The 19,221-nt window shown below is 56.7% G+C and carries 17 protein-coding genes and 1 tRNA gene; 17 read left to right on the forward strand and 1 reads right to left on the reverse strand.

Features of this window, described 5'->3' with window-relative positions:
- From T424_RS22315 to rpoC, 12 genes are all read left to right on the forward strand, one after another.
- The coding region (locus T424_RS22315) for an EF-Tu C-terminal domain-related protein (protein ID WP_154664984.1) at positions 1–86 on the forward strand (86 nt) is incomplete at its 5' end.
- 201 nt (positions 87–287) lie between these two features.
- Positions 288–974 carry a glycosyltransferase family protein gene (locus T424_RS0118045; RefSeq protein ID WP_027488972.1) on the forward strand — a complete coding sequence of 229 codons (687 nt, stop codon included), beginning with the start codon at positions 288–290 and terminating at the stop codon, positions 972–974.
- Positions 975–1,051: 77 nt separating this feature from the next.
- Positions 1,052–1,921, forward strand: coding sequence for a 3-deoxy-manno-octulosonate cytidylyltransferase (locus T424_RS21450; protein ID WP_245269625.1), 870 nt, complete (start codon positions 1,052–1,054; stop codon positions 1,919–1,921).
- A gap of 272 nt (positions 1,922–2,193) precedes the next feature.
- Positions 2,194–2,269: transfer RNA gene (locus tag T424_RS0118055), tRNA-Trp, on the forward strand.
- Between the two features lie 166 nt (positions 2,270–2,435).
- Complete coding sequence (gene secE, locus T424_RS0118060; RefSeq protein ID WP_027488973.1) at positions 2,436–2,636, forward strand: preprotein translocase subunit SecE; 201 nt, start codon at positions 2,436–2,438, stop codon at positions 2,634–2,636.
- Positions 2,637–2,656: 20 nt separating this feature from the next.
- The gene (gene nusG, locus T424_RS0118065; protein WP_027488974.1) at positions 2,657–3,187 is read left to right on the forward strand and encodes a transcription termination/antitermination protein NusG; all 531 of its coding nucleotides are present in this window, start codon (positions 2,657–2,659) and stop codon (positions 3,185–3,187) included.
- 141 nt (positions 3,188–3,328) lie between these two features.
- Positions 3,329–3,760: a 50S ribosomal protein L11 gene (rplK, locus tag T424_RS0118070; RefSeq protein WP_027488975.1), complete on the forward strand. Its 432-nt coding sequence runs from the start codon at positions 3,329–3,331 to the stop codon at positions 3,758–3,760.
- A 2-nt stretch (positions 3,761–3,762) separates the two neighbouring features.
- A complete protein-coding gene (gene rplA, locus T424_RS0118075) occupies positions 3,763–4,458 on the forward strand; it encodes a 50S ribosomal protein L1 (protein ID WP_027488976.1) in 696 nt (231 codons plus the stop codon).
- Between the two features lie 333 nt (positions 4,459–4,791).
- Complete coding sequence (rplJ, locus tag T424_RS0118080; RefSeq protein ID WP_027488977.1) at positions 4,792–5,310, forward strand: 50S ribosomal protein L10; 519 nt, start codon at positions 4,792–4,794, stop codon at positions 5,308–5,310.
- A 60-nt stretch (positions 5,311–5,370) separates the two neighbouring features.
- A complete protein-coding gene (gene rplL, locus T424_RS0118085; RefSeq protein ID WP_027488978.1) occupies positions 5,371–5,751 on the forward strand; it encodes a 50S ribosomal protein L7/L12 in 381 nt (126 codons plus the stop codon).
- 251 nt (positions 5,752–6,002) lie between these two features.
- Positions 6,003–10,142, forward strand: coding sequence for a DNA-directed RNA polymerase subunit beta (gene rpoB / locus T424_RS0118090; protein ID WP_027488979.1), 4,140 nt, complete (start codon positions 6,003–6,005; stop codon positions 10,140–10,142).
- Between the two features lie 181 nt (positions 10,143–10,323).
- The gene (gene rpoC, locus T424_RS0118095; protein WP_027488980.1) at positions 10,324–14,535 is read left to right on the forward strand and encodes a DNA-directed RNA polymerase subunit beta'; all 4,212 of its coding nucleotides are present in this window, start codon (positions 10,324–10,326) and stop codon (positions 14,533–14,535) included.
- Between the two features lie 119 nt (positions 14,536–14,654).
- Here the strand turns inward: rpoC and T424_RS0118100 are convergent, their stop codons facing one another.
- Positions 14,655–14,948 (reverse strand): hypothetical protein, encoded by a 294-nt coding sequence (locus tag T424_RS0118100; RefSeq protein ID WP_027488981.1) that lies wholly within the window; start codon positions 14,946–14,948, stop codon positions 14,655–14,657.
- On the opposite strand from T424_RS0118100, the gene T424_RS22710 reads away from it, so the two are divergent.
- The 5 genes from T424_RS22710 to T424_RS21455 all read left to right on the forward strand — a co-directional run.
- Positions 14,947–15,210, forward strand: coding sequence for a hypothetical protein (locus T424_RS22710; protein ID WP_154664983.1), 264 nt, complete (start codon positions 14,947–14,949; stop codon positions 15,208–15,210). The two genes, T424_RS0118100 and T424_RS22710, sit on opposite strands and share 2 nt — an antisense overlap.
- Positions 15,211–15,569: 359 nt before the next feature.
- A complete protein-coding gene (rpsL, locus tag T424_RS0118105; protein WP_003507760.1) occupies positions 15,570–15,941 on the forward strand; it encodes a 30S ribosomal protein S12 in 372 nt (123 codons plus the stop codon).
- Between the two features lie 81 nt (positions 15,942–16,022).
- Positions 16,023–16,493 carry a 30S ribosomal protein S7 gene (gene rpsG / locus T424_RS0118110; RefSeq protein ID WP_027488982.1) on the forward strand — a complete coding sequence of 157 codons (471 nt, stop codon included), beginning with the start codon at positions 16,023–16,025 and terminating at the stop codon, positions 16,491–16,493.
- 33 nt (positions 16,494–16,526) lie between these two features.
- Complete coding sequence (gene fusA, locus T424_RS0118115; protein WP_027488983.1) at positions 16,527–18,626, forward strand: elongation factor G; 2,100 nt, start codon at positions 16,527–16,529, stop codon at positions 18,624–18,626.
- Between the two features lie 168 nt (positions 18,627–18,794).
- Positions 18,795–19,221: GTP-binding protein (locus T424_RS21455; protein WP_027486242.1), on the forward strand; the 427-nt coding region annotated here is incomplete at its 3' end.

Below are 19,221 nucleotides of genomic sequence, written 5' to 3' on the forward strand. Positions count from 1 at the left end.
TCGCGATGGAAGAAAAGCTGCGCTTCGCTATCCGCGAAGGTGGCCGTACCGTCGGCGCCGGCATCGTCGCCTCCATCATCGAGTAAGTCATACTCAATTGAGAAAATAAGTGGGCGCGGCCTTAGGGTCGCGCTTATTTTTTTGGCGATCCTACAGTGTGCTCGCGAGACCTTATTTTTGGGCTGATCCACCTTATTTTGGGCAAAATCTGTCCTGAAGGCTTGGAAAGCGGCAATGCGGGCGTTAGGTCTTTGGCGTTGCAGGAAAAGCTTTGCAAGGAACTGAAAATGGACTCGAAACTCAGAATTTTCATCGGCTTTGATTCCAAAGAGGTGGTCGCCTACCACGTGCTTGTGCAGAGCATCCTTGAACGTTCAAGTTTGCCAGTCGAGTTCATGCCGATCGTGCTGACCAATCTTGAGGGTATTTTCACGCGGGAACGCAATGCGTTGCAGTCCACGGAGTTTTCGTTCTCGCGCTTTCTGGTGCCTTATCTCAGCGATTTCGATGGCTGGAGCTTGTTCATGGACTGTGACATGCTCGCCCGTGCTGACCTTGCCGAGCTTTGGGCGCTGCGCGACGACCGTTACGCGGTGATGTGCGTAAAACACGACTACCAACCGAAGATCGAAACGAAGTTCCTTGGCCAGACCCAGACAAAATATGAAAAGAAAAACTGGTCGAGCGTCATGCTGTTCAACAATGCGCGCTGCAAGGCACTGACACCTGATTACGTCAACACGGCCACAGGCTTGCAGCTGCACCAGTTCAAATGGCTGGAAAATGATGAGTTGATCGGCGGCTTGCCGGTTCACTGGAACTATCTTGTCAACGAATATGACTACGACGCCGAGGCAAAAATCGTACATTTTACCGATGGCGGTCCGTATTTCGACGATTATAAAAATGACGATTATGCGGAGGAATGGTTCGCCGCACGCGACCGGATGCTGCACGTGACCCAGAAGCTCTAGCTTTTTGTTTCCACGCATTTGGGGGCGGCGGAAAAGCGGTTTCCACCCTTCCTGAAAATGCTCCAGGCTCACGAGGTATGATGGTGGTCGAAAAAATATATCCGGTTCAGGATCTTTCCACCGCCGGACTCGAAGACTTCGCGGCATGGCAGGCGCTATTCTCGCCATTCACGCATATTGTGCTTGTGGCCAATAGCGATGATGCCAATGTGGCGCGCCTGTGCCGCGATCTGCCGTCATCCACTCTCTTCGTGTTTTTCAATAAGGTGTACAAGGTTCTTGCGGCGCCGTTCGATCGGCCGGCAATGCTTGTCGCCCGAAGCGGTTCCGTTGGTGCCAACATCGTCTATCGCCGCGAGGTGAAAGAGGTTGTGGGGTATTTCCCGGGCGAAAATTTCCTTGGGGTGATGAACCTGCGGGCCCATGCGGGCGAAGTTTTCAGTAGCGCCGAAAAGTTCGAGGGCGTTCCGGCCGGTTATCTTGACCTGTCCAGCTACTTCACTGATTTCTATCCCGGCGATCATATTCCCACCAGTGGTTTTGCCCTGGCGCTGTGGTTGGCAGACAGCCTGCCGGGCAAAAAAATCGTGCTCGATGGCTTCTCGGCAAGACGAAGCGAAAAATGGAAAATCTTCCATCTGCATGACTGGACCTACGAACAGGTCGTCCTTCGGCTCTTCATCCATTCGGGCCGCCTCATCGCGCCGGGAGCCGCGGAGGCTAATCATTACGCGGCATTGCTGAAAAGATTTCCCGACCTTGATCCGGGCGCGGTAGCGCTTTCCGGCGTCGATGTGCTTGCCTCCCGACTGGAAGGCGCAAACAAGGAAATCGACAGGCTTATCTCAATAACGCGATTGCAGCGTTGGCTTTACGGTCTGTCAAAGAGCCTCAAGCCTCGCACCCGCAAACAACGGCTGAACGCCGCGAAAGCCAAGGTTGGCTAGGCACATCGTCCACCGATTCGGATAGGGTTAGGAAAAGACGGGCGGTCGCATTTCCCACCTCGGCCCCGTCGCGTGCGGAGCATTGGAAATGCGAAGTGTGCCGTCAAGGCAATTGAGTTTGCGCGATTGAACCAAGGTTGCGAGCGAAAAAATCATTATTATCCACAGCATCGCGTGAAATGGAAAAAAGGCGCTTGCCAATCGTGATTCAGTCTCTTAAAGGGAGCGCAGACCAATGAGCGGCGCGAATATGTCGCGACGCAGGGTCGAATAGGGGTATAGCTCAGTTGGTAGAGCGGCGGTCTCCAAAACCGCAGGTCGGGGGTTCGAGCCCCTCTGCCCCTGCCATTTTCTTTTCATGGTGAGATTGCTTTGAAGGATTTGGCGGATTTTCGTTAAACGCTGTTTTTTCCCTTGTGATTTGGAGATTCGGCGTTTATGTAGGCAAGAAACAGACACGCGGTGCGTGGGGCTGGTCGTTCAGCTTTACGCGCCGTAAATGCGTGGGCATTAGATGGCATCCAAGAGCAATCCATTTGCGTTCCTGCAACAGGTTCGTTCAGAGACGGCAAAGGTCACGTGGCCTTCGCGCCGGGAAACCGGCATCTCTACGGCTATGGTTCTTGCCATGGTCTTCTTTGCTTCGCTGTTTTTCTTTGCGGCGGATCAGTTGATCGGCTGGGTGCTCGGCCTCGTGCTGAATGCCAGCTTGTAAAATCTAGGGCGGAGACGAACATGGCGGCGCGTTGGTATATCGTCCACGCTTACTCGAATTTTGAGAAGAAGGTTGCGGAAGACATTGAGAACAAGGCTCGCCAGAAGGGGCTTGAGCATTTGTTCGAAAAGATTCTTGTGCCGACCGAGAAGGTTGTCGAGGTCCGTCGCGGACGCAAGGTTGATAGCGAGCGGAAGTTTTTCCCTGGCTATGTCCTCGTGCGTGCAAACCTCACGGATGAGGCTTATCACCTCATCAAGAATACGCCGAAGGTAACGGGGTTCCTTGGGTCCGATAACAAGCCTGTGCCGATCCCGGATCATGAGGCTGATCGTATTCTCGGTCAGGTTCAGGAAGGTGTCGAGCGGCCCAAGTCTTCCGTCTCGTTCGAGATCGGGGAGCAAGTTCGTGTTTCGGATGGGCCTTTTGCATCCTTCAACGGTGTCGTTCAGGATGTTGACGAGGAGCGTTCGCGTCTTAAGGTCGAGGTTTCGATCTTCGGTCGTGCGACTCCTGTCGAACTGGAATATGGTCAGGTCGAAAAGGTCTGATCGTTGCGGAGTTTCTCCGCAATCGCGTGGGAGGATGGTGGCCTGAAGCCGGGTTATCCAAACGTACCACGCAACCGCAGCCGCCAGCCGAGGCTGGCATAAGGGGCCAGGCAACTGGTCCGAAGTGAAAGGCAGAGAGAAATGGCTAAGAAAGTTGCAGGCCAGCTCAAGCTGCAGGTCAAGGCAGGGTCCGCTAATCCGTCCCCGCCCATTGGTCCCGCACTTGGTCAGCGTGGCATTAACATCATGGAATTCTGCAAGGCGTTCAATGCCGCCACGCAGGAAATGGAAAAGGGTATGCCGATCCCGGTCGTCATCACCTATTACCAGGATAAGTCCTTCACCTTCGCGATGAAGCAGCCGCCGGTTACGTACTGGCTGAAGAAGGAAGCAAAGATTCAGTCCGGTTCCAAGACTCCGGGCAAGGGCGCCAAGGTTGGCTCCATCACCAAGGCCCAGGTTCGTGCAATCGCCGAAGCCAAGATGAAGGATCTGAATGCTGCCGACGTTGAAGGCGCAATGGCAATGGTTGAGGGCTCCGCCCGCTCCATGGGCCTGGAAGTGGTAGGTTGATCATGGCTAAGCTTGCAAAGCGTCTTCAGAAGATCCGCGAAGGCATCGATCCCACCAAGCTCGTTGCTCTTTCGGACGCTATCGCTCTCGTCAAGGAGCGTGCGACCGCCAAGTTCGATGAAACCATCGAGATCGCAATGAACCTGGGTGTTGACCCGCGCCACGCAGACCAGATGGTTCGCGGCGTCGTCAACCTGCCGAACGGCACGGGCCGTGACGTTCGCGTTGCCGTTTTCGCACGTGGCGCCAAGGCTGATGAAGCCAAGGCTGCCGGTGCAGACATCGTTGGTGCGGAAGACCTGCTGGAAATCGTCCAGGGCGGCAAGATCGACTTCGATCGTTGCATTGCGACCCCTGACATGATGCCGTTGGTTGGCCGTCTCGGTAAGGTTCTCGGCCCGCGTGGCATGATGCCGAACCCGAAGGTTGGCACCGTCACCATGGACGTCGCTGGCGCGATCAAGGCTTCCAAGGGCGGTGCAGTCGAGTTCCGCGTCGAGAAGGCTGGTATCATCCATGCCGGTATCGGCAAGGCCTCTTTCGATGCCAAGGCCCTTGAAGAAAACATCAAGGCCTTCGCCGACGCCGTCATCAAGGCAAAGCCGGCTGGCGCCAAGGGCAACTATGTCAAGCGTGTGGCGATTTCCTCGACCATGGGCGTTGGCGTCAAGGTTGATCCGTCGAGCGTTTCGGCCTGATTTCTGAAGGCTGGAGTCTTCCAGCCTTTTACTAAAGTTTTCCGGTCCTTCTGGGCCGGAAAAATATCCGGCCACAGGCTGGATATTCCTGTCCGAGATTGTGGGTGGCTTCGGCCTTAATGATCGCCTGCATGAGACGGGTTAGACCCGAGTTTTTAAAACGTCTGTAGACGTCTTGATGTTCGGTTCGAGCCTTCGGAGCCTTAGCCTGGATTTTCCAGAGCGAGGGGACAGGATCCTCAAGCGTCGCTTGGGATCTCTCGAAGATCCCTTGAGGCAAAGGCAAACCCGGCAAATCTCTCGTATGAGGGTTTTGTCAACTGGAGACAGACAGTGGAAAGAGCGGAAAAACGCGAATTCGTCACGGAGCTGAACGAAGTCTTCAAGGCTTCCGGTTCGGTTGTCGTGGCCCACTATGCTGGTGTCACAGTTGCGCAGATGAACGACTTCCGTTCCAAAATGCGCGCTGCTGGCGGCACCGTCAAAGTCGCGAAGAACCGTCTGGCCAAGATCGCTCTTCAGGGCACGGAGTCTGAAGGGATGACAGATCTCTTCAAGGGCCAGACGCTGATTGCTTACAGCGCCGACCCGATCACGGCTCCCAAGGTCGTCATGGAATTTGCCAAGACCAACGACAAGCTCGTTGTTCTGGGCGGTACCATGGGTTCGACCACGCTTAACGCGGAAGGCGTCAAGTCGCTTGCGACCCTGCCTTCTCTGGACGAACTGCGCGCCAAGCTGCTGGGCCTTCTTCAGGCTCCGGCTACCAAGGTTGCAGGCGTCGTTCAGGCTCCGGCAAGCCAGCTTGCCCGCGTTTTCGCGGCCTATGCAAAGAAGGACGAAGCCGCTTAAGGCGGTTTTTCGCTGTTTATAATTTTACCAGTTCGAACCGAACACAAAAGGAACTACAAAATGGCTGATCTCGCTAAGATCGTTGAAGACCTGTCCGCCCTGACCGTTCTGGAAGCTGCTGAACTTGCAAAGCTTCTGGAAGACAAGTGGGGCGTTTCGGCTGCTGCTCCGGTAGCTGTTGCTGCCGTTGCTGGCGGTGCAGGCGCAGCTGCTCCGGCTGAAGAAGAAAAGACCGAATTCGACGTTATCCTCGTTGACGCTGGCGCCAACAAGATCAACGTCATCAAGGAAGTTCGCGGCATCACCGGTCTCGGCCTCAAGGAAGCCAAGGACCTGGTTGAAGGCGCTCCGAAGCCGGTCAAGGAAGCCGTTTCCAAGGCTGAAGCCGCCGACCTCAAGAAGAAGCTTGAAGAAGCTGGCGCCAAGGTTGACGTCAAGTAATTCTGAAATGTGGAAGGGAGAGAGGGGTTCCTCTCTCCCAACCTGCATTTCTCTGGAAGTTATTACCCAAAAGCCGGTGAAACGGCTTTTGGGTAATGGGTTCTCAAGAGGATGGTTGCGAATCGGCGTGCAAGGCAATCCGGCCTGCACAAGGGTTTCGGAACGAGATTGAAGATCCATGATTGACGGTATCGCCTGGCCAGCGATGACCGTCTGTTGCAGGCCCGGGTGCAAACTGACAAGGAGCGACGATGGCTCAGACCCTTACCTTTAACGGTCGCAGGCGCGTACGCAAGTTTTTCGGAAAAATTCCAGAAGTCGCAGAAATGCCGAACCTCATCGAGGTTCAAAAGGCATCCTATGACCAGTTCCTCATGGTTGACGAGCCCAAGGGTGGCCGTCCTGAAGAGGGGCTTCAAGCTGTTTTCAAATCCGTCTTCCCGATCACCGATTTTTCCGGTGCGTCGATGCTGGAATTCGTGTCCTACGAATTCGAGCCACCGAAGTTCGACGTCGATGAGTGCCGGCAGCGGGATCTTACCTATGCCGCACCGCTGAAGGTCACGCTGCGCCTCATCGTATTCGATATTGACGAGGATACGGGCGCTCGCTCGATCAAGGACATCAAGGAACAGTCGGTTTACATGGGCGACATGCCGCTCATGACCAATAACGGCACCTTCATCGTCAACGGTACCGAGCGCGTTATCGTTTCGCAGATGCACCGTTCGCCGGGTGTTTTCTTCGATCATGACAAGGGCAAGAGCCATTCCTCCGGCAAGCTTCTGTTTGCCGCGCGCGTCATCCCTTATCGCGGTTCCTGGCTCGATATTGAATTCGACGCCAAGGACATCGTTCATGCGCGTATCGACCGGCGCCGCAAGATCCCTGTGTCGTCGCTCCTCATGGCGCTTGGCATGGATGGCGAAGACATTCTCTCCACCTTCTATTCCAAGGCTGTCTATCAGCGCGACGGCAAGGGCTGGCGCGTGCCGTTCCAGCCGGAAACGCTGAAAGGTTCCAAGACCATTGTCGATATGGTTGATGCCGATAGCGGTGAAGTCGTTGTCGAAGCCGGCAAGAAGCTTACGCCGCGCCTTCTGCGTCAGTTGACGGAAAAGGGCCTGAAGGCCCTGAAGGCAACGGACGAGGATCTCTACGGCAATTATCTGGCGGAAGACATCGTCAACTTCCGGACCGGCGAAATCTATATGGAAGCCGGCGATGAGATCGACGAAAAGTCGCTTCCCGTCATTCTCGAGGCTGGCTTCGAGGAGATCCCGGTTCTCGGTATCGACCACGTCAATGTGGGTGCCTATATCCGCAATACCCTGTCGGCCGACAAGAACGAAAACCGTCAGGACGCTTTGTTCGATATCTACCGCGTGATGCGCCCAGGCGAGCCGCCGACCATGGAATCCGCGGAAGCCATGTTCAACTCGCTGTTCTTCGACGCAGAGCGTTACGATCTCTCGGCAGTTGGCCGCGTGAAAATGAACATGCGTCTTGACCTCGACGCGCCTGATACGGTTCGCGTCCTGCGCAAGGAAGACATTCTTGCAGTCGTCAAAATGCTCGTTGAGCTTCGTGACGGCAAGGGTGAAATCGACGATATTGACAACCTCGGAAACCGCCGCGTTCGCTCGGTCGGTGAGCTGATGGAAAACCAGTATCGCCTTGGTCTTCTGCGCATGGAGCGCGCCATCAAGGAGCGCATGTCGTCGATCGAAATCGATACCGTCATGCCGCAGGACCTGATCAACGCCAAGCCGGCTGCGGCTGCTGTTCGCGAATTCTTCGGTTCATCGCAGCTCAGCCAGTTCATGGACCAGGTCAATCCGCTGTCGGAAATCACCCACAAGCGCCGCCTTTCGGCTCTTGGTCCGGGCGGTCTGACCCGCGAGCGCGCAGGCTTCGAAGTCCGCGACGTTCACCCGACCCATTACGGCCGTATCTGCCCGATCGAAACGCCGGAAGGCCCGAACATCGGTCTGATCAACTCTTTGGCGACCTTTGCCCGCGTCAACAAGTACGGCTTCATCGAAAGCCCGTACCGCAAGATCGTTGACGGCAAGGTGACGAGTGACGTGATCTACCTCTCCGCAATGGAAGAGGCGAAGTATTACGTTGCCCAGGCCAACGCGCCGCTGGAAACCGACGGTTCTTTCTCGGAAGAATTCGTGGTTTGCCGTCACTCGGGCGAAGTTATGCTGGCTCCGCGCGACACCATCAACCTGATGGACGTTTCGCCGAAGCAGTTGGTGTCCGTTGCCGCAGCTCTTATTCCGTTCCTTGAAAACGACGACGCCAACCGCGCTCTCATGGGCTCGAACATGCAGCGTCAGGCCGTGCCGCTGCTGCGTGCCGAAGCCCCGTTTGTCGGAACCGGCATGGAGCCGATCGTTGCTCGTGACTCCGGTGCTGCCATTGGTGCGCGTCGTGGCGGCGTGGTGGACCAGGTGGATGCGACCCGTATCGTTATCCGCGCCACGGAAGATCTCGATCCGTCGAAGTCCGGCGTCGATATCTATCGTTTGCAGAAGTTCCAGCGTTCGAACCAGAATACGTGCGTCAATCAGCGCCCGCTGGTGACGGTTGGTGACGTTATCGGCAAGGGTGACATCATTGCCGACGGTCCTTCGACGGATCTTGGCGATCTCGCACTCGGCCGCAATGCGCTCGTCGCGTTCATGCCGTGGAACGGCTATAACTATGAGGACTCGATCCTCATGTCTGAGCGCATCGTTTCGGAAGATGTCTTCACCTCGATCCACATCGAGGAATTCGAAGTCATGGCCCGCGACACCAAGCTCGGTCCGGAAGAAATCACGCGCGATATTCCGAACGTTTCGGAAGAAGCGCTGAAGAACCTCGACGAAGCCGGTATCGTTTACATCGGTGCGGAAGTTCAGCCGGGTGACATTCTGGTCGGCAAGATCACGCCGAAGGGTGAAAGCCCGATGACGCCGGAAGAAAAGCTTCTGCGCGCCATCTTTGGTGAGAAGGCGTCCGACGTGCGTGACACGTCGATGCGGATGCCGCCCGGAACCTTCGGTACGGTGGTGGAAGTCCGCGTTTTCAATCGCCACGGCGTTGAAAAAGACGAACGCGCCATGGCGATCGAACGCGAGGAAATCGAACGACTCGCCAAGGACCGTGACGACGAGCAGGCCATTCTGGATCGCAACGTCTATGGCCGCTTGCTCGACATGCTGCGCGGTCAGGTCTCGATTGCCGGTCCGAAGGGCTTCAAGAAGGGCGTGGAACTTTCGAATGCCGTTGTCTCCGAATATCCCCGCTCGCAATGGTGGATGTTCGCTGTCGAGGACGAGAAGGTTCAGGGCGAACTGGAAGCGCTTCGCGGCCAGTACGACGAATCCAAGTCGCGCCTTGAGCAGCGCTTCATGGACAAGGTGGAAAAGGTCCAGCGCGGCGATGAGATGCCTCCGGGCGTCATGAAGATGGTCAAGGTCTTCGTTGCCGTTAAGCGCAAGATCCAGCCCGGCGACAAGATGGCCGGCCGTCACGGTAACAAGGGCGTTGTCTCGCGTATCGTGCCGATTGAAGACATGCCGTTCCTGGAAGACGGTACGCATGTTGACATCGTGCTGAATCCGCTCGGCGTTCCTTCGCGAATGAACGTTGGCCAGATCCTTGAAACCCACCTTGCCTGGGCTTGCGCCGGCATGGGTCGCAAGATCGGTCAGATGCTTGAGGATTATCGCAAGCATCTGGACATCAGCGCGCTCAAGGAAACGCTGACGGACGTTTATTCCAGCCAGTCGCAGGATGAAGTCTCGAAGTTCGACGACGACGCGCTGGTTCGCCTGGCTGAACAGTCCAAGCGCGGCGTCTCCATCGCAACGCCGGTTTTCGACGGTGCGCATGAAAGTGACGTGTCGGAGATGTTGACCAAGGCCGGGCTTGATCCGTCGGGTCAGTCGGTTCTGTATGATGGCCGTACGGGTGAAGCCTTCGACCGTCGCGTCACTGTCGGCTACATGTACATGATCAAGCTGAACCACCTTGTCGATGACAAGATCCATGCCCGCTCGATCGGTCCTTACTCGCTCGTTACCCAGCAGCCGCTTGGTGGCAAGGCACAGTTCGGCGGTCAGCGTTTCGGGGAAATGGAAGTCTGGGCTCTGGAAGCATATGGTGCAGCTTACACGTTGCAGGAAATGCTCACCGTCAAGTCCGACGACGTGGCTGGCCGTACCAAGGTTTACGAGGCGATTGTCCGTGGGGACGATACCTTCGAAGCCGGTATTCCGGAAAGCTTCAACGTTCTCGTCAAGGAAATGCGCTCTCTTGGCCTTTCGGTCGAGCTGGAAAATTCCAAGCTCCTGCCGGAAGACGGTGCCAGCGATTTGCCGGACGCTGCGGAGTAACAGTGACAGTGGGCGCGCGCCTTTCGCGCGCGCCGTCTCCTCCCGGTCAGGTTAATGGGCCGGTGAGGGGACTTTTGCCGCATTCAGCGGTTATTGTCGTTTAAAGGTTTGCTGCGGTATGCCGGGAATGTGCCGTGCGCGAACCAAGCTCGAGGGCTTTAGGCCCCATAAGGAGATAGGCATGAACCAAGAGGTCATGAACCTTTTCAACCCGCAGATGCCTGCGCAGCATTTCGATTCCATCCGGATTTCGATCGCTTCCCCTGAGAAGATTCTCTCCTGGTCCTACGGCGAAATCAAAAAGCCGGAAACCATCAATTATCGTACGTTCAAGCCGGAACGCGACGGCCTGTTCTGCGCGCGCATCTTTGGTCCGATCAAGGATTACGAGTGCCTGTGCGGCAAGTACAAGCGCATGAAATACAAGGGCATCATCTGCGAAAAGTGCGGCGTCGAAGTGACGCTGTCGCGGGTTCGCCGTGAGCGCATGGGTCATATCGAGCTGGCGGCGCCCGTTGCCCATATCTGGTTCCTCAAGTCCCTGCCGTCGCGTATCTCGACGCTTCTGGACATGACGCTGAAGGATGTCGAGCGCGTTCTCTATTTCGAGAACTATATCGTCATCGAGCCGGGTCTGACGGCGCTGAAGCAGAACCAGCTTCTGTCCGAAGAAGAATACATGATGGCGGTCGATGAATATGGTGAAGACCAGTTCACGGCCCAGATCGGCGCTGAAGCGATCTATGAAATGCTCGCTTCCATGAACCTTGAGCGCATCGCGGGCGATCTGCGTTCGGAGCTGGCGGATACCACGTCGGACCTGAAGCAGAAGAAGCTGATGAAGCGTCTCAAGATCGTCGAGAACTTCATCGAGTCCGGCAACCGTCCGGAGTGGATGATCATGAAGGTCGTGCCGGTGATCCCGCCCGATCTGCGTCCGCTCGTGCCGCTGGATGGTGGCCGTTTCGCCACCTCCGACCTGAACGATCTCTATCGCCGCGTCATCAACCGTAACAACCGTCTGAAGCGGTTGATCGAGCTTCGCGCGCCGGGCATCATCATCCGTAACGAAAAGCGCATGTTGCAGGAATCCGTCGATGCGCTCTTCGACAACGGCCGTCGCGGCCGCGTCATCACCGGCGCCAACAAGCGTCCGCTGAAGTCGCTTTCGGACATGCTGAAGGGCAAGCAGGGCCGCTTCCGCCAGAACCTGCTCGGCAAGCGTGTGGACTATTCGGGCCGTTCGGTTATCGTGACGGGTCCGGAACTCAAGCTGCATCAGTGCGGCCTGCCGAAGAAAATGGCGCTGGAACTGTTCAAGCCATTCATCTACGCCCGCCTTGACGCGAAGGGATATTCCTCCACCGTCAAGCAGGCCAAGAAGCTGGTTGAAAAGGAAAAGCCGGAAGTCTGGGATATTCTGGACGAAGTCATCCGCGAGCATCCGGTTCTTCTGAACCGCGCGCCGACGCTGCACCGTCTGGGCATTCAGGCCTTCGAACCTATTCTGGTGGAAGGCAAGGCCATCCAGCTTCATCCGCTCGTCTGCACGGCCTTCAATGCCGACTTCGACGGCGACCAGATGGCCGTTCACGTGCCGCTGTCGCTGGAAGCCCAGCTTGAAGCCCGCGTGCTGATGATGTCTACCAACAACATCCTGCATCCGGCGAACGGCGCACCGATCATCGTTCCCTCACAGGACATGGTTCTCGGTCTCTATTACCTGTCGATCATGAACCAGAACGAGCCGGGCGAAGGCATGGCCTTCTCTGACATGGGCGAGCTGCACCACGCGCTGGAAAACAAGGTTGTCACGCTGCACGCCAAGATCAAGGGCCGGTTCAAGACGGTTGATGCCGACGGCAAGCCGGTTTCGAAGATCTATGACACCACGCCAGGCCGTCTTATTATCGGTGAACTGCTGCCGAAGAACGTGAATGTTCCCTTCGACATCTGCAATCAGGAAATGACCAAGAAGAACATCTCCAAGATGATCGACACGGTCTACCGTCACTGCGGTCAGAAAGACACGGTTATCTTCTGCGACCGGATCATGCAGCTCGGCTTCCGCCATGCCTGCCGCGCCGGTATTTCCTTCGGCAAGGATGACATGGTCATCCCGGATTCCAAGGCGAAGATCGTTGGCGACACCGAAGCGCTGGTGAAGGAATACGAGCAGCAGTACAATGACGGCCTGATCACGCAGGGCGAAAAGTACAACAAGGTCGTCGATGCCTGGGGCAAGGCCACTGAAAAGGTCGCCGAAGACATGATGGCCCGCATCAAGGCCGTTGAGTTCGATCCGGAAACCGGTCGTCAGAAGCCGATGAACGCTATCTACATGATGTCGCATTCCGGTGCGCGTGGTTCTCCGAACCAGATGCGTCAGCTGGGCGGTATGCGTGGTCTGATGGCCAAGCCGTCAGGTGAAATCATTGAGACGCCGATCATCTCCAACTTCAAGGAAGGCCTGACCGTTAACGAGTACTTCAACTCCACCCACGGCGCCCGTAAGGGTCTGGCGGATACGGCGTTGAAGACGGCAAACTCGGGTTATCTGACGCGCCGTCTCGTTGACGTTGCGCAGGATTGCATCGTCAACCTCGTGGATTGCGGTACCGACAAGGGCCTCACCATGACGGCTATCGTCGATGCTGGTCAGGTGGTCGCCTCCATCGGAGCTCGCGTTCTCGGCCGTACGGCGCTGGATGACATCGATCATCCGGTAACGGGCCAGCGCATCGTCGATGCCGGTCGCATGATCCTGGAAGCAGATGTGATCGAGATCGAAAAGGCTGGCATCCAGTCCATCCGTATTCGCTCCGCACTGACCTGCGAAGTTCAGACCGGTGTTTGCTCGGTCTGCTACGGTCGCGACCTTGCGCGCGGCACGCCGGTCAACATGGGTGAGGCCGTCGGCGTTATCGCCGCACAGTCCATCGGTGAACCGGGCACCCAGCTGACCATGCGTACCTTCCACCTTGGCGGAACGGCAAACGTTGTTGACCAGTCGTTCCTTGAAGCGTCTTACGAAGGCACGATCCTGATCAAGAACCGCAACATGTTGCGCAATTCCGAAAACGTCTTCGTGGCGATGGGCCGTAACATGGCCATCACCATCCTTGACGAGCGTGGCGTTGAACGGTCTTCGCAGCGTGTTGCCTATGGTTCGAAGATCTATGTGGACGATGGCGACAAGGTAAAGCGCGGTCAGCGTCTCGCTGAGTGGGACCCCTATACCCGTCCGATGATGACGGAAGTTGCCGGTGTCGTGCATTTCGAGGACCTGGTGGACGGTCTGTCCATGCAGGAAGCAACCGACGAATCGACCGGCATCACCAAGCGTCAGGTTACCGACTGGCGTTCGACGCCGCGCGGCTCCGATCTCAAGCCCGCGATCGTCATCAAGGACGCTTCCGGTAATGTCGTTCGTCTGGCCCGTGGTGCGGAAGCCCGCTTCCAGCTGTCGGTCGATGCCATCCTCTCGGTCGAGCCGGGTCAGAAGGTCAGCCAGGGCGACGTGCTTGCGCGTTCGCCGATGGAAAGCGCCAAGACCAAGGACATCACCGGTGGTCTGCCGCGCGTTGCCGAATTGTTCGAAGCCCGCCGTCCGAAGGATCACGCCATCATCGCCGAGATCGATGGTACGATCCGCCTGGGTCGCGACTACAAGAACAAGCGTCGTGTCATCATCGAGCCTGCGGAAGACGGTGTCGAGCCGGTTGAATACCTGATCCCGAAGGGCAAGCCCTTCCATCTTCAGGAAGGCGACTACATCGAAAAGGGTGATTACATCCTCGACGGTAATCCGGCTCCGCACGACATTCTGGCGATCAAGGGCGTGGAGGCACTTGCTTCCTATCTCGTGAACGAAATCCAGGAAGTCTACCGCTTGCAGGGCGTTGTCATCAACGACAAGCACATCGAAGTGATCGTTCGCCAGATGCTGCAAAAGGTCGAAATCACCGATGCGGGTGACAGCCAGTACATCGTTGGTGACAATGTTGACCGGATCGAACTGGATGACGTGAATGACCGGCTCATCGAAGAGGGCAAGAAGCCCGCATTCGGCGATCCCGTTCTGCTCGGCATCACCAAGGCTTCGTTGCAGACGCCGTCCTTCATCTCGGCTGCATCCTTCCAGGAAACCACCAAGGTGCTCACGGAAGCTGCCATTGCCGGCAAGATGGACACGCTGCAAGGCCTCAAGGAAAACGTCATCGTCGGCCGCCTTATCCCGGCTGGTACCGGCGGCACGATGACGCAGATCCGCCGCATTGCCACATCGCGCGACGACCTTATTCTCGAGGAACGCCGCAAGGGTACGGGTGCAGACCTTGCTACCCCCATGCTTCGCGACATGGCGGGCGAGGATGCTCCGGCGGCCGAATAAGGCTCAGGACACATGCGTAAAAAAGCCGCCGGGAGCGATCCCGGCGGCTTTTTCTTGGGCAAGATCTGCCGCGTGAGAAACAGCGGAGGCTTTGTTCTCACGCCGGAGGAAAAAAACGGCTATCCAAATCGTATGATCGCGACCTCGCCCTCCAGCGCGCCCTGATAGGCAGACGCATGGGGTTCTTCGTCGGGGACTTCCATGACCATTCCGATCTGGTCGAGATCAGCCTCAAGGAAGCCTTCCTCCGCCAGGGCGTTCAGCGCTTCGCGAACGGCGGTGTCATCGTCGGGCGCCTGAAGCAGGATGTGAAGGTCAATGCCGGTATCGTCTCCCTCCTCATAGGCCTTGGCGATGATGATGAAGACCATCGGTCCGTCTGACTTATTGTCGTTGTCTGGGGAAGTAATCATGCAATTTTCCTTGAAGAGCGAAGCGAAAGCAATCTACACCGGATTTCAGCCGGATTTGCAATCACGGCAAGAAAAAAGCGCATACCATGCTCTGTCTACTTTGTGCGGGGCAGGGCGAATTTCGCCAAAAACGCCGGCGAAGTCGCGTGAGTCGAATCGGCTGATGAGTGGAAAAGCTCGTAACAACGGGCTGTGCGGATTCTTAGCGGTCCCTGCAAAGAATGCTATGGGATTTCGATTGCCAATGGCGCAAAAATGTTGATACCTTGTCATTATGCCTTCATAAACAGGCTGGACGGAGGCTTTCCGGCATTAATTTGGCGCCAAGGCTTGACGGAATGGGGTGAAAACAGTAGTACGCCCCGCATCGGAGCCAATGTGAGGTCCTGTCATTCGGGACGCCTCGTGCCGGACCATATCTCAAACAGGGCTCTAAACGCACAGTGAAAAGGCGAATATCGTCCTCAAGTGGCGATCCTGCGTCAAATGCATTTTGTGGTCCATCCGGTAAAGCGGATCGGGCCGCATTTGTGCATGATGCAACAGTGCGGATGCCGCCGGAAACGGCAAAGACACCGGGCCTCGAAGGGGCCTCAGACGAAAAAGACAAGGGATGGTTAGATGCCTACCGTAAATCAGCTGATCCGCAAGCCGCGTCAGGCGCAGGTAAAGCGCAACAAGGTTCCTGCCTTGCAGGAAAATCCGCAGAAGCGTGGTGTTTGCACCCGCGTTTACACCACGACCCCGAAGAAGCCGAACTCGGCTCTGCGTAAGGTTGCCAAGATCCGTCTCACCAATGGCTTCGAAGTCATCGGTTACATCCCCGGTGAAGGTCATAACCTTCAGGAACACTCCGTGGTCATGATCCGCGGTGGCCGCGTAAAGGACTTGCCGGGTGTGCGTTATCACATCATCCGCGGCGTTCTCGATACGCAGGGTGTGAAGAACCGTAAGCAGCGCCGTTCCAAGTACGGTGCGAAGCGTCCGAAGTGATTTCGGTCGTTTTTTGATTTTTCCGGCGCTGCGCGAGGTTCTCCGCGTGGTAAAGCGCCTTAACGTTTGAGAGACAAGATAATGTCCCGTCGCCATAAAGCTGAAAAGCGCGAAATCAATCCGGATCCGAAGTTCGGTGATCTGGTTGTTACCAAGTTCATGAATGCCATCATGCTCCACGGCAAGAAGTCTGTTGCCGAAAGCATTGTGTACGGTGCCTTCGACGCCGTACAGGCAAAGGCCAAGCAGGAGCCGATCGCGGTCTTCCATCAGGCGCTCGACAATGTCGCGCCGCATGTTGAAGTGCGTTCGCGCCGCGTTGGTGGTGCAACCTATCAGGTTCCGGTCGATGTTCGTCCGGAGCGCCGTCAGGCTCTCGCAATCCGCTGGTTGATCGCTGCTGCCCGCAAGCGCAACGAGACCACCATGGTTGATCGTCTTTCCGGCGAATTGCTGGATGCTGCGAACAATCGCGGTTCCGCCGTCAAGAAGCGTGAAGACACGCACAAGATGGCTGACGCAAACCGCGCCTTCTCGCATTACCGCTGGTAATCAAGACGATCGTATTTCAAAAGGCAGTCCAAAATGGCTCGCGAATATAAAATCGAAGACTACCGCAACTTCGGCATCATGGCGCATATCGACGCCGGAAAGACGACCACGACCGAGCGTATCCTGTATTACACAGGCAAGTCGCACAAGATCGGCGAAGTTCACGATGGCGCAGCCACGATGGACTGGATGGAGCAGGAGCAGGAGCGTGGTATCACCATCACCTCCGCTGCTACCACGACCTTCTGGAAGGGTCGCGATGGCAAGATGCGCCGCTTCAACATCATCGACACGCCCGGCCACGTTGACTTCACCATCGAAGTCGAACGCAGCTTGCGCGTTCTCGATGGCGCCATCGCCCTGCTCGACGCCAATGCCGGCGTTGAGCCCCAGACCGAAACCGTCTGGCGTCAGGCTGAGAAGTATCATGTTCCGCGCATGATCTTCTGCAACAAGATGGACAAGACCGGTGCTGACTTCTACCGCTCGGTGGAAATGATCAAGACCCGCCTTGGCGCAACCGCTGTCGTCATGCAGCTCCCTATCGGTGCTGAAACCGAGTTCAAGGGCGTTGTGGACCTGATCGAGATGAATGCTCTCGTATGGCGCGATGAATCGCTCGGCGCCCAGTGGGACGTCGTCGAGATTCCGGACGACCTGAAGGACAAGGCTGAAGAATATCGCGAAAAGCTGATCGAGACCGTTGTCGAGATCGACGAAGAAGCGATGGAAGCCTATCTCAACGGTGAGATGCCCGACAACGACAAGATCCGTGCGCTGGTGCGTCGCGGTACGATCGAAGTCAAGTTCCACCCGATGTTCTGCGGCACTGCCTTCAAGAACAAGGGCGTACAGCCGCTGCTCGACGCCGTTGTCGATTATCTGCCTTCGCCGCTGGACATTCCGGCCATCAAGGGTATCGATTTCAAGACGGAAGCCGAAATCGAGCGTCACGCTGACGACAGCGAGCCGCTTTCGATGCTTGCTTTCAAGATCATGAACGACCCCTTCGTCGGCTCGCTGACCTTCGCTCGTATCTATTCCGGCAAGCTCGAAAAGGGCGCTTCGGTCATGAATACGGTCAAGGACAAGCGCGAGCGCGTTGGCCGCATGTTGCAGATGCACTCCAACAGCCGTGAAGACATCGAAGAAGCCTTTGCTGGCGACATCGTTGCTTTGGCCGGCCTGAAGGAAACGACCACGGGTGACACGCTCTGCGATCCGCTGAAGCCTGTTATCCTCGAGCGCATGGAATTCCCGGAACCGGTTATCCAGATCGCGATCGAGCCGAAGTCCAAGGGCGACCAGGAAAAGATGGGCCTTGCCCTGAACCGTCTGGCTGCTGAAGATCCGTCCTTCCGCGTCAAGACCGACCACGAGTCGGGCCAGACGATCATTGCCGGCATGGGCGAGCTTCACCTGGACATCATCGTTGACCGTATGCGTCGCGAGTTCAAGGTCGAAGCGACGGTTGGCGCTCCGCAGGTTGCCTATCGTGAAACGATCACGAAGCAGCACGAAGAAGATTACACGCACAAGAAGCAGTCCGGTGGTACCGGCCAGTTCGCGCGCGTCAAGATCATCTTCGAACCGAACCCGGAAGGCGAAGATTTCAAGTTCGAATCCAAGATCGTTGGCGGTGCTGTTCCGAAGGAATACATTCCGGGCGTGCAGAAGGGTATCGAAAGCGTTCTGTCTTCGGGTCCGCTTGCTGGCTTCCCGATGCTCGGCGTGAAGGCCACGCTTATCGATGGCGCCTTCCACGACGTTGACTCGTCTGTTCTGGCCTTCGAAATCGCTTCTCGCGCCTGCTTCCGCGAAGCAGCCAAGAAGGCGGGCGCTCAGCTGCTCGAGCCGATGATGAAGGTCGAGGTTGTGACGCCGGAGGATTACGTCGGTGACGTTATCGGCGATCTGAACTCCCGCCGTGGTCAGATCCAGGGTCAGGAAAGCCGCGGCGTTGCCGTGGTTATCAATGCCCACGTGCCGCTGGCCAACATGTTCAAGTATGTTGACAACCTGCGCTCCATGTCGCAGGGCCGCGCTCAGTACTCCATGGTGTTCGATCACTATGCGCCGGTACCGAACAACGTCGCTGCTGAAATCCAGGCGAAGTACTCCGGTCAGAAGTGACCGGAGCCCGTTAGAGCGCTTTTCGATCTGATTGAATCATATCGGCGCTCTAATGTTTTCTTTTTTGAAGCATAATCTTATCGATCCTCGTTTCACTCCGGTCGGATTATGCTCTAACCGAAAAAACAACAGTTTTCCCGAACAGGGATAAAGAACGGAGAGCCGAAAATGGCAAAGAGTAAGTTTGAGCGCAACAAGCCGCACGTTAACATTGGCACGATCGGCCACGTTGACCATGGCAAGACGTCTCTGACGGCAGCAATCACGAAGTTCTTCGGCGAGTTCAAGGCGTATGACCAGATCGACGCCGCGCCGGAAGAAAAGGCTCGTGGTATCACGATTTCGACGGCACACGTTGAATATGAAACGCCTGCTCGTCACTACGCGCACGTTGACTGCCCCGGCCACGCCGACTACGTGAAGAACATGATCACGGGTGCCGCACAGATGGACGGCGCGATCCTGGTTTGCTCGGCTGCCGATGGCCCGATGCCGCAGACGCGCGAACACATTCTTCTGGCCCGTCAGGTTGGCGTTCCGGCCATCGTCGTGTTCCTGAACAAGGTTGACCAGGTTGACGACGCCGAGCTTCTGG

Origin of the sequence: Allorhizobium undicola ORS 992 = ATCC 700741 (assembly GCF_000621665.1) — a bacterium.
Taxonomy (GTDB): Bacteria; Pseudomonadota; Alphaproteobacteria; order Rhizobiales; family Rhizobiaceae; genus Allorhizobium; species Allorhizobium undicola.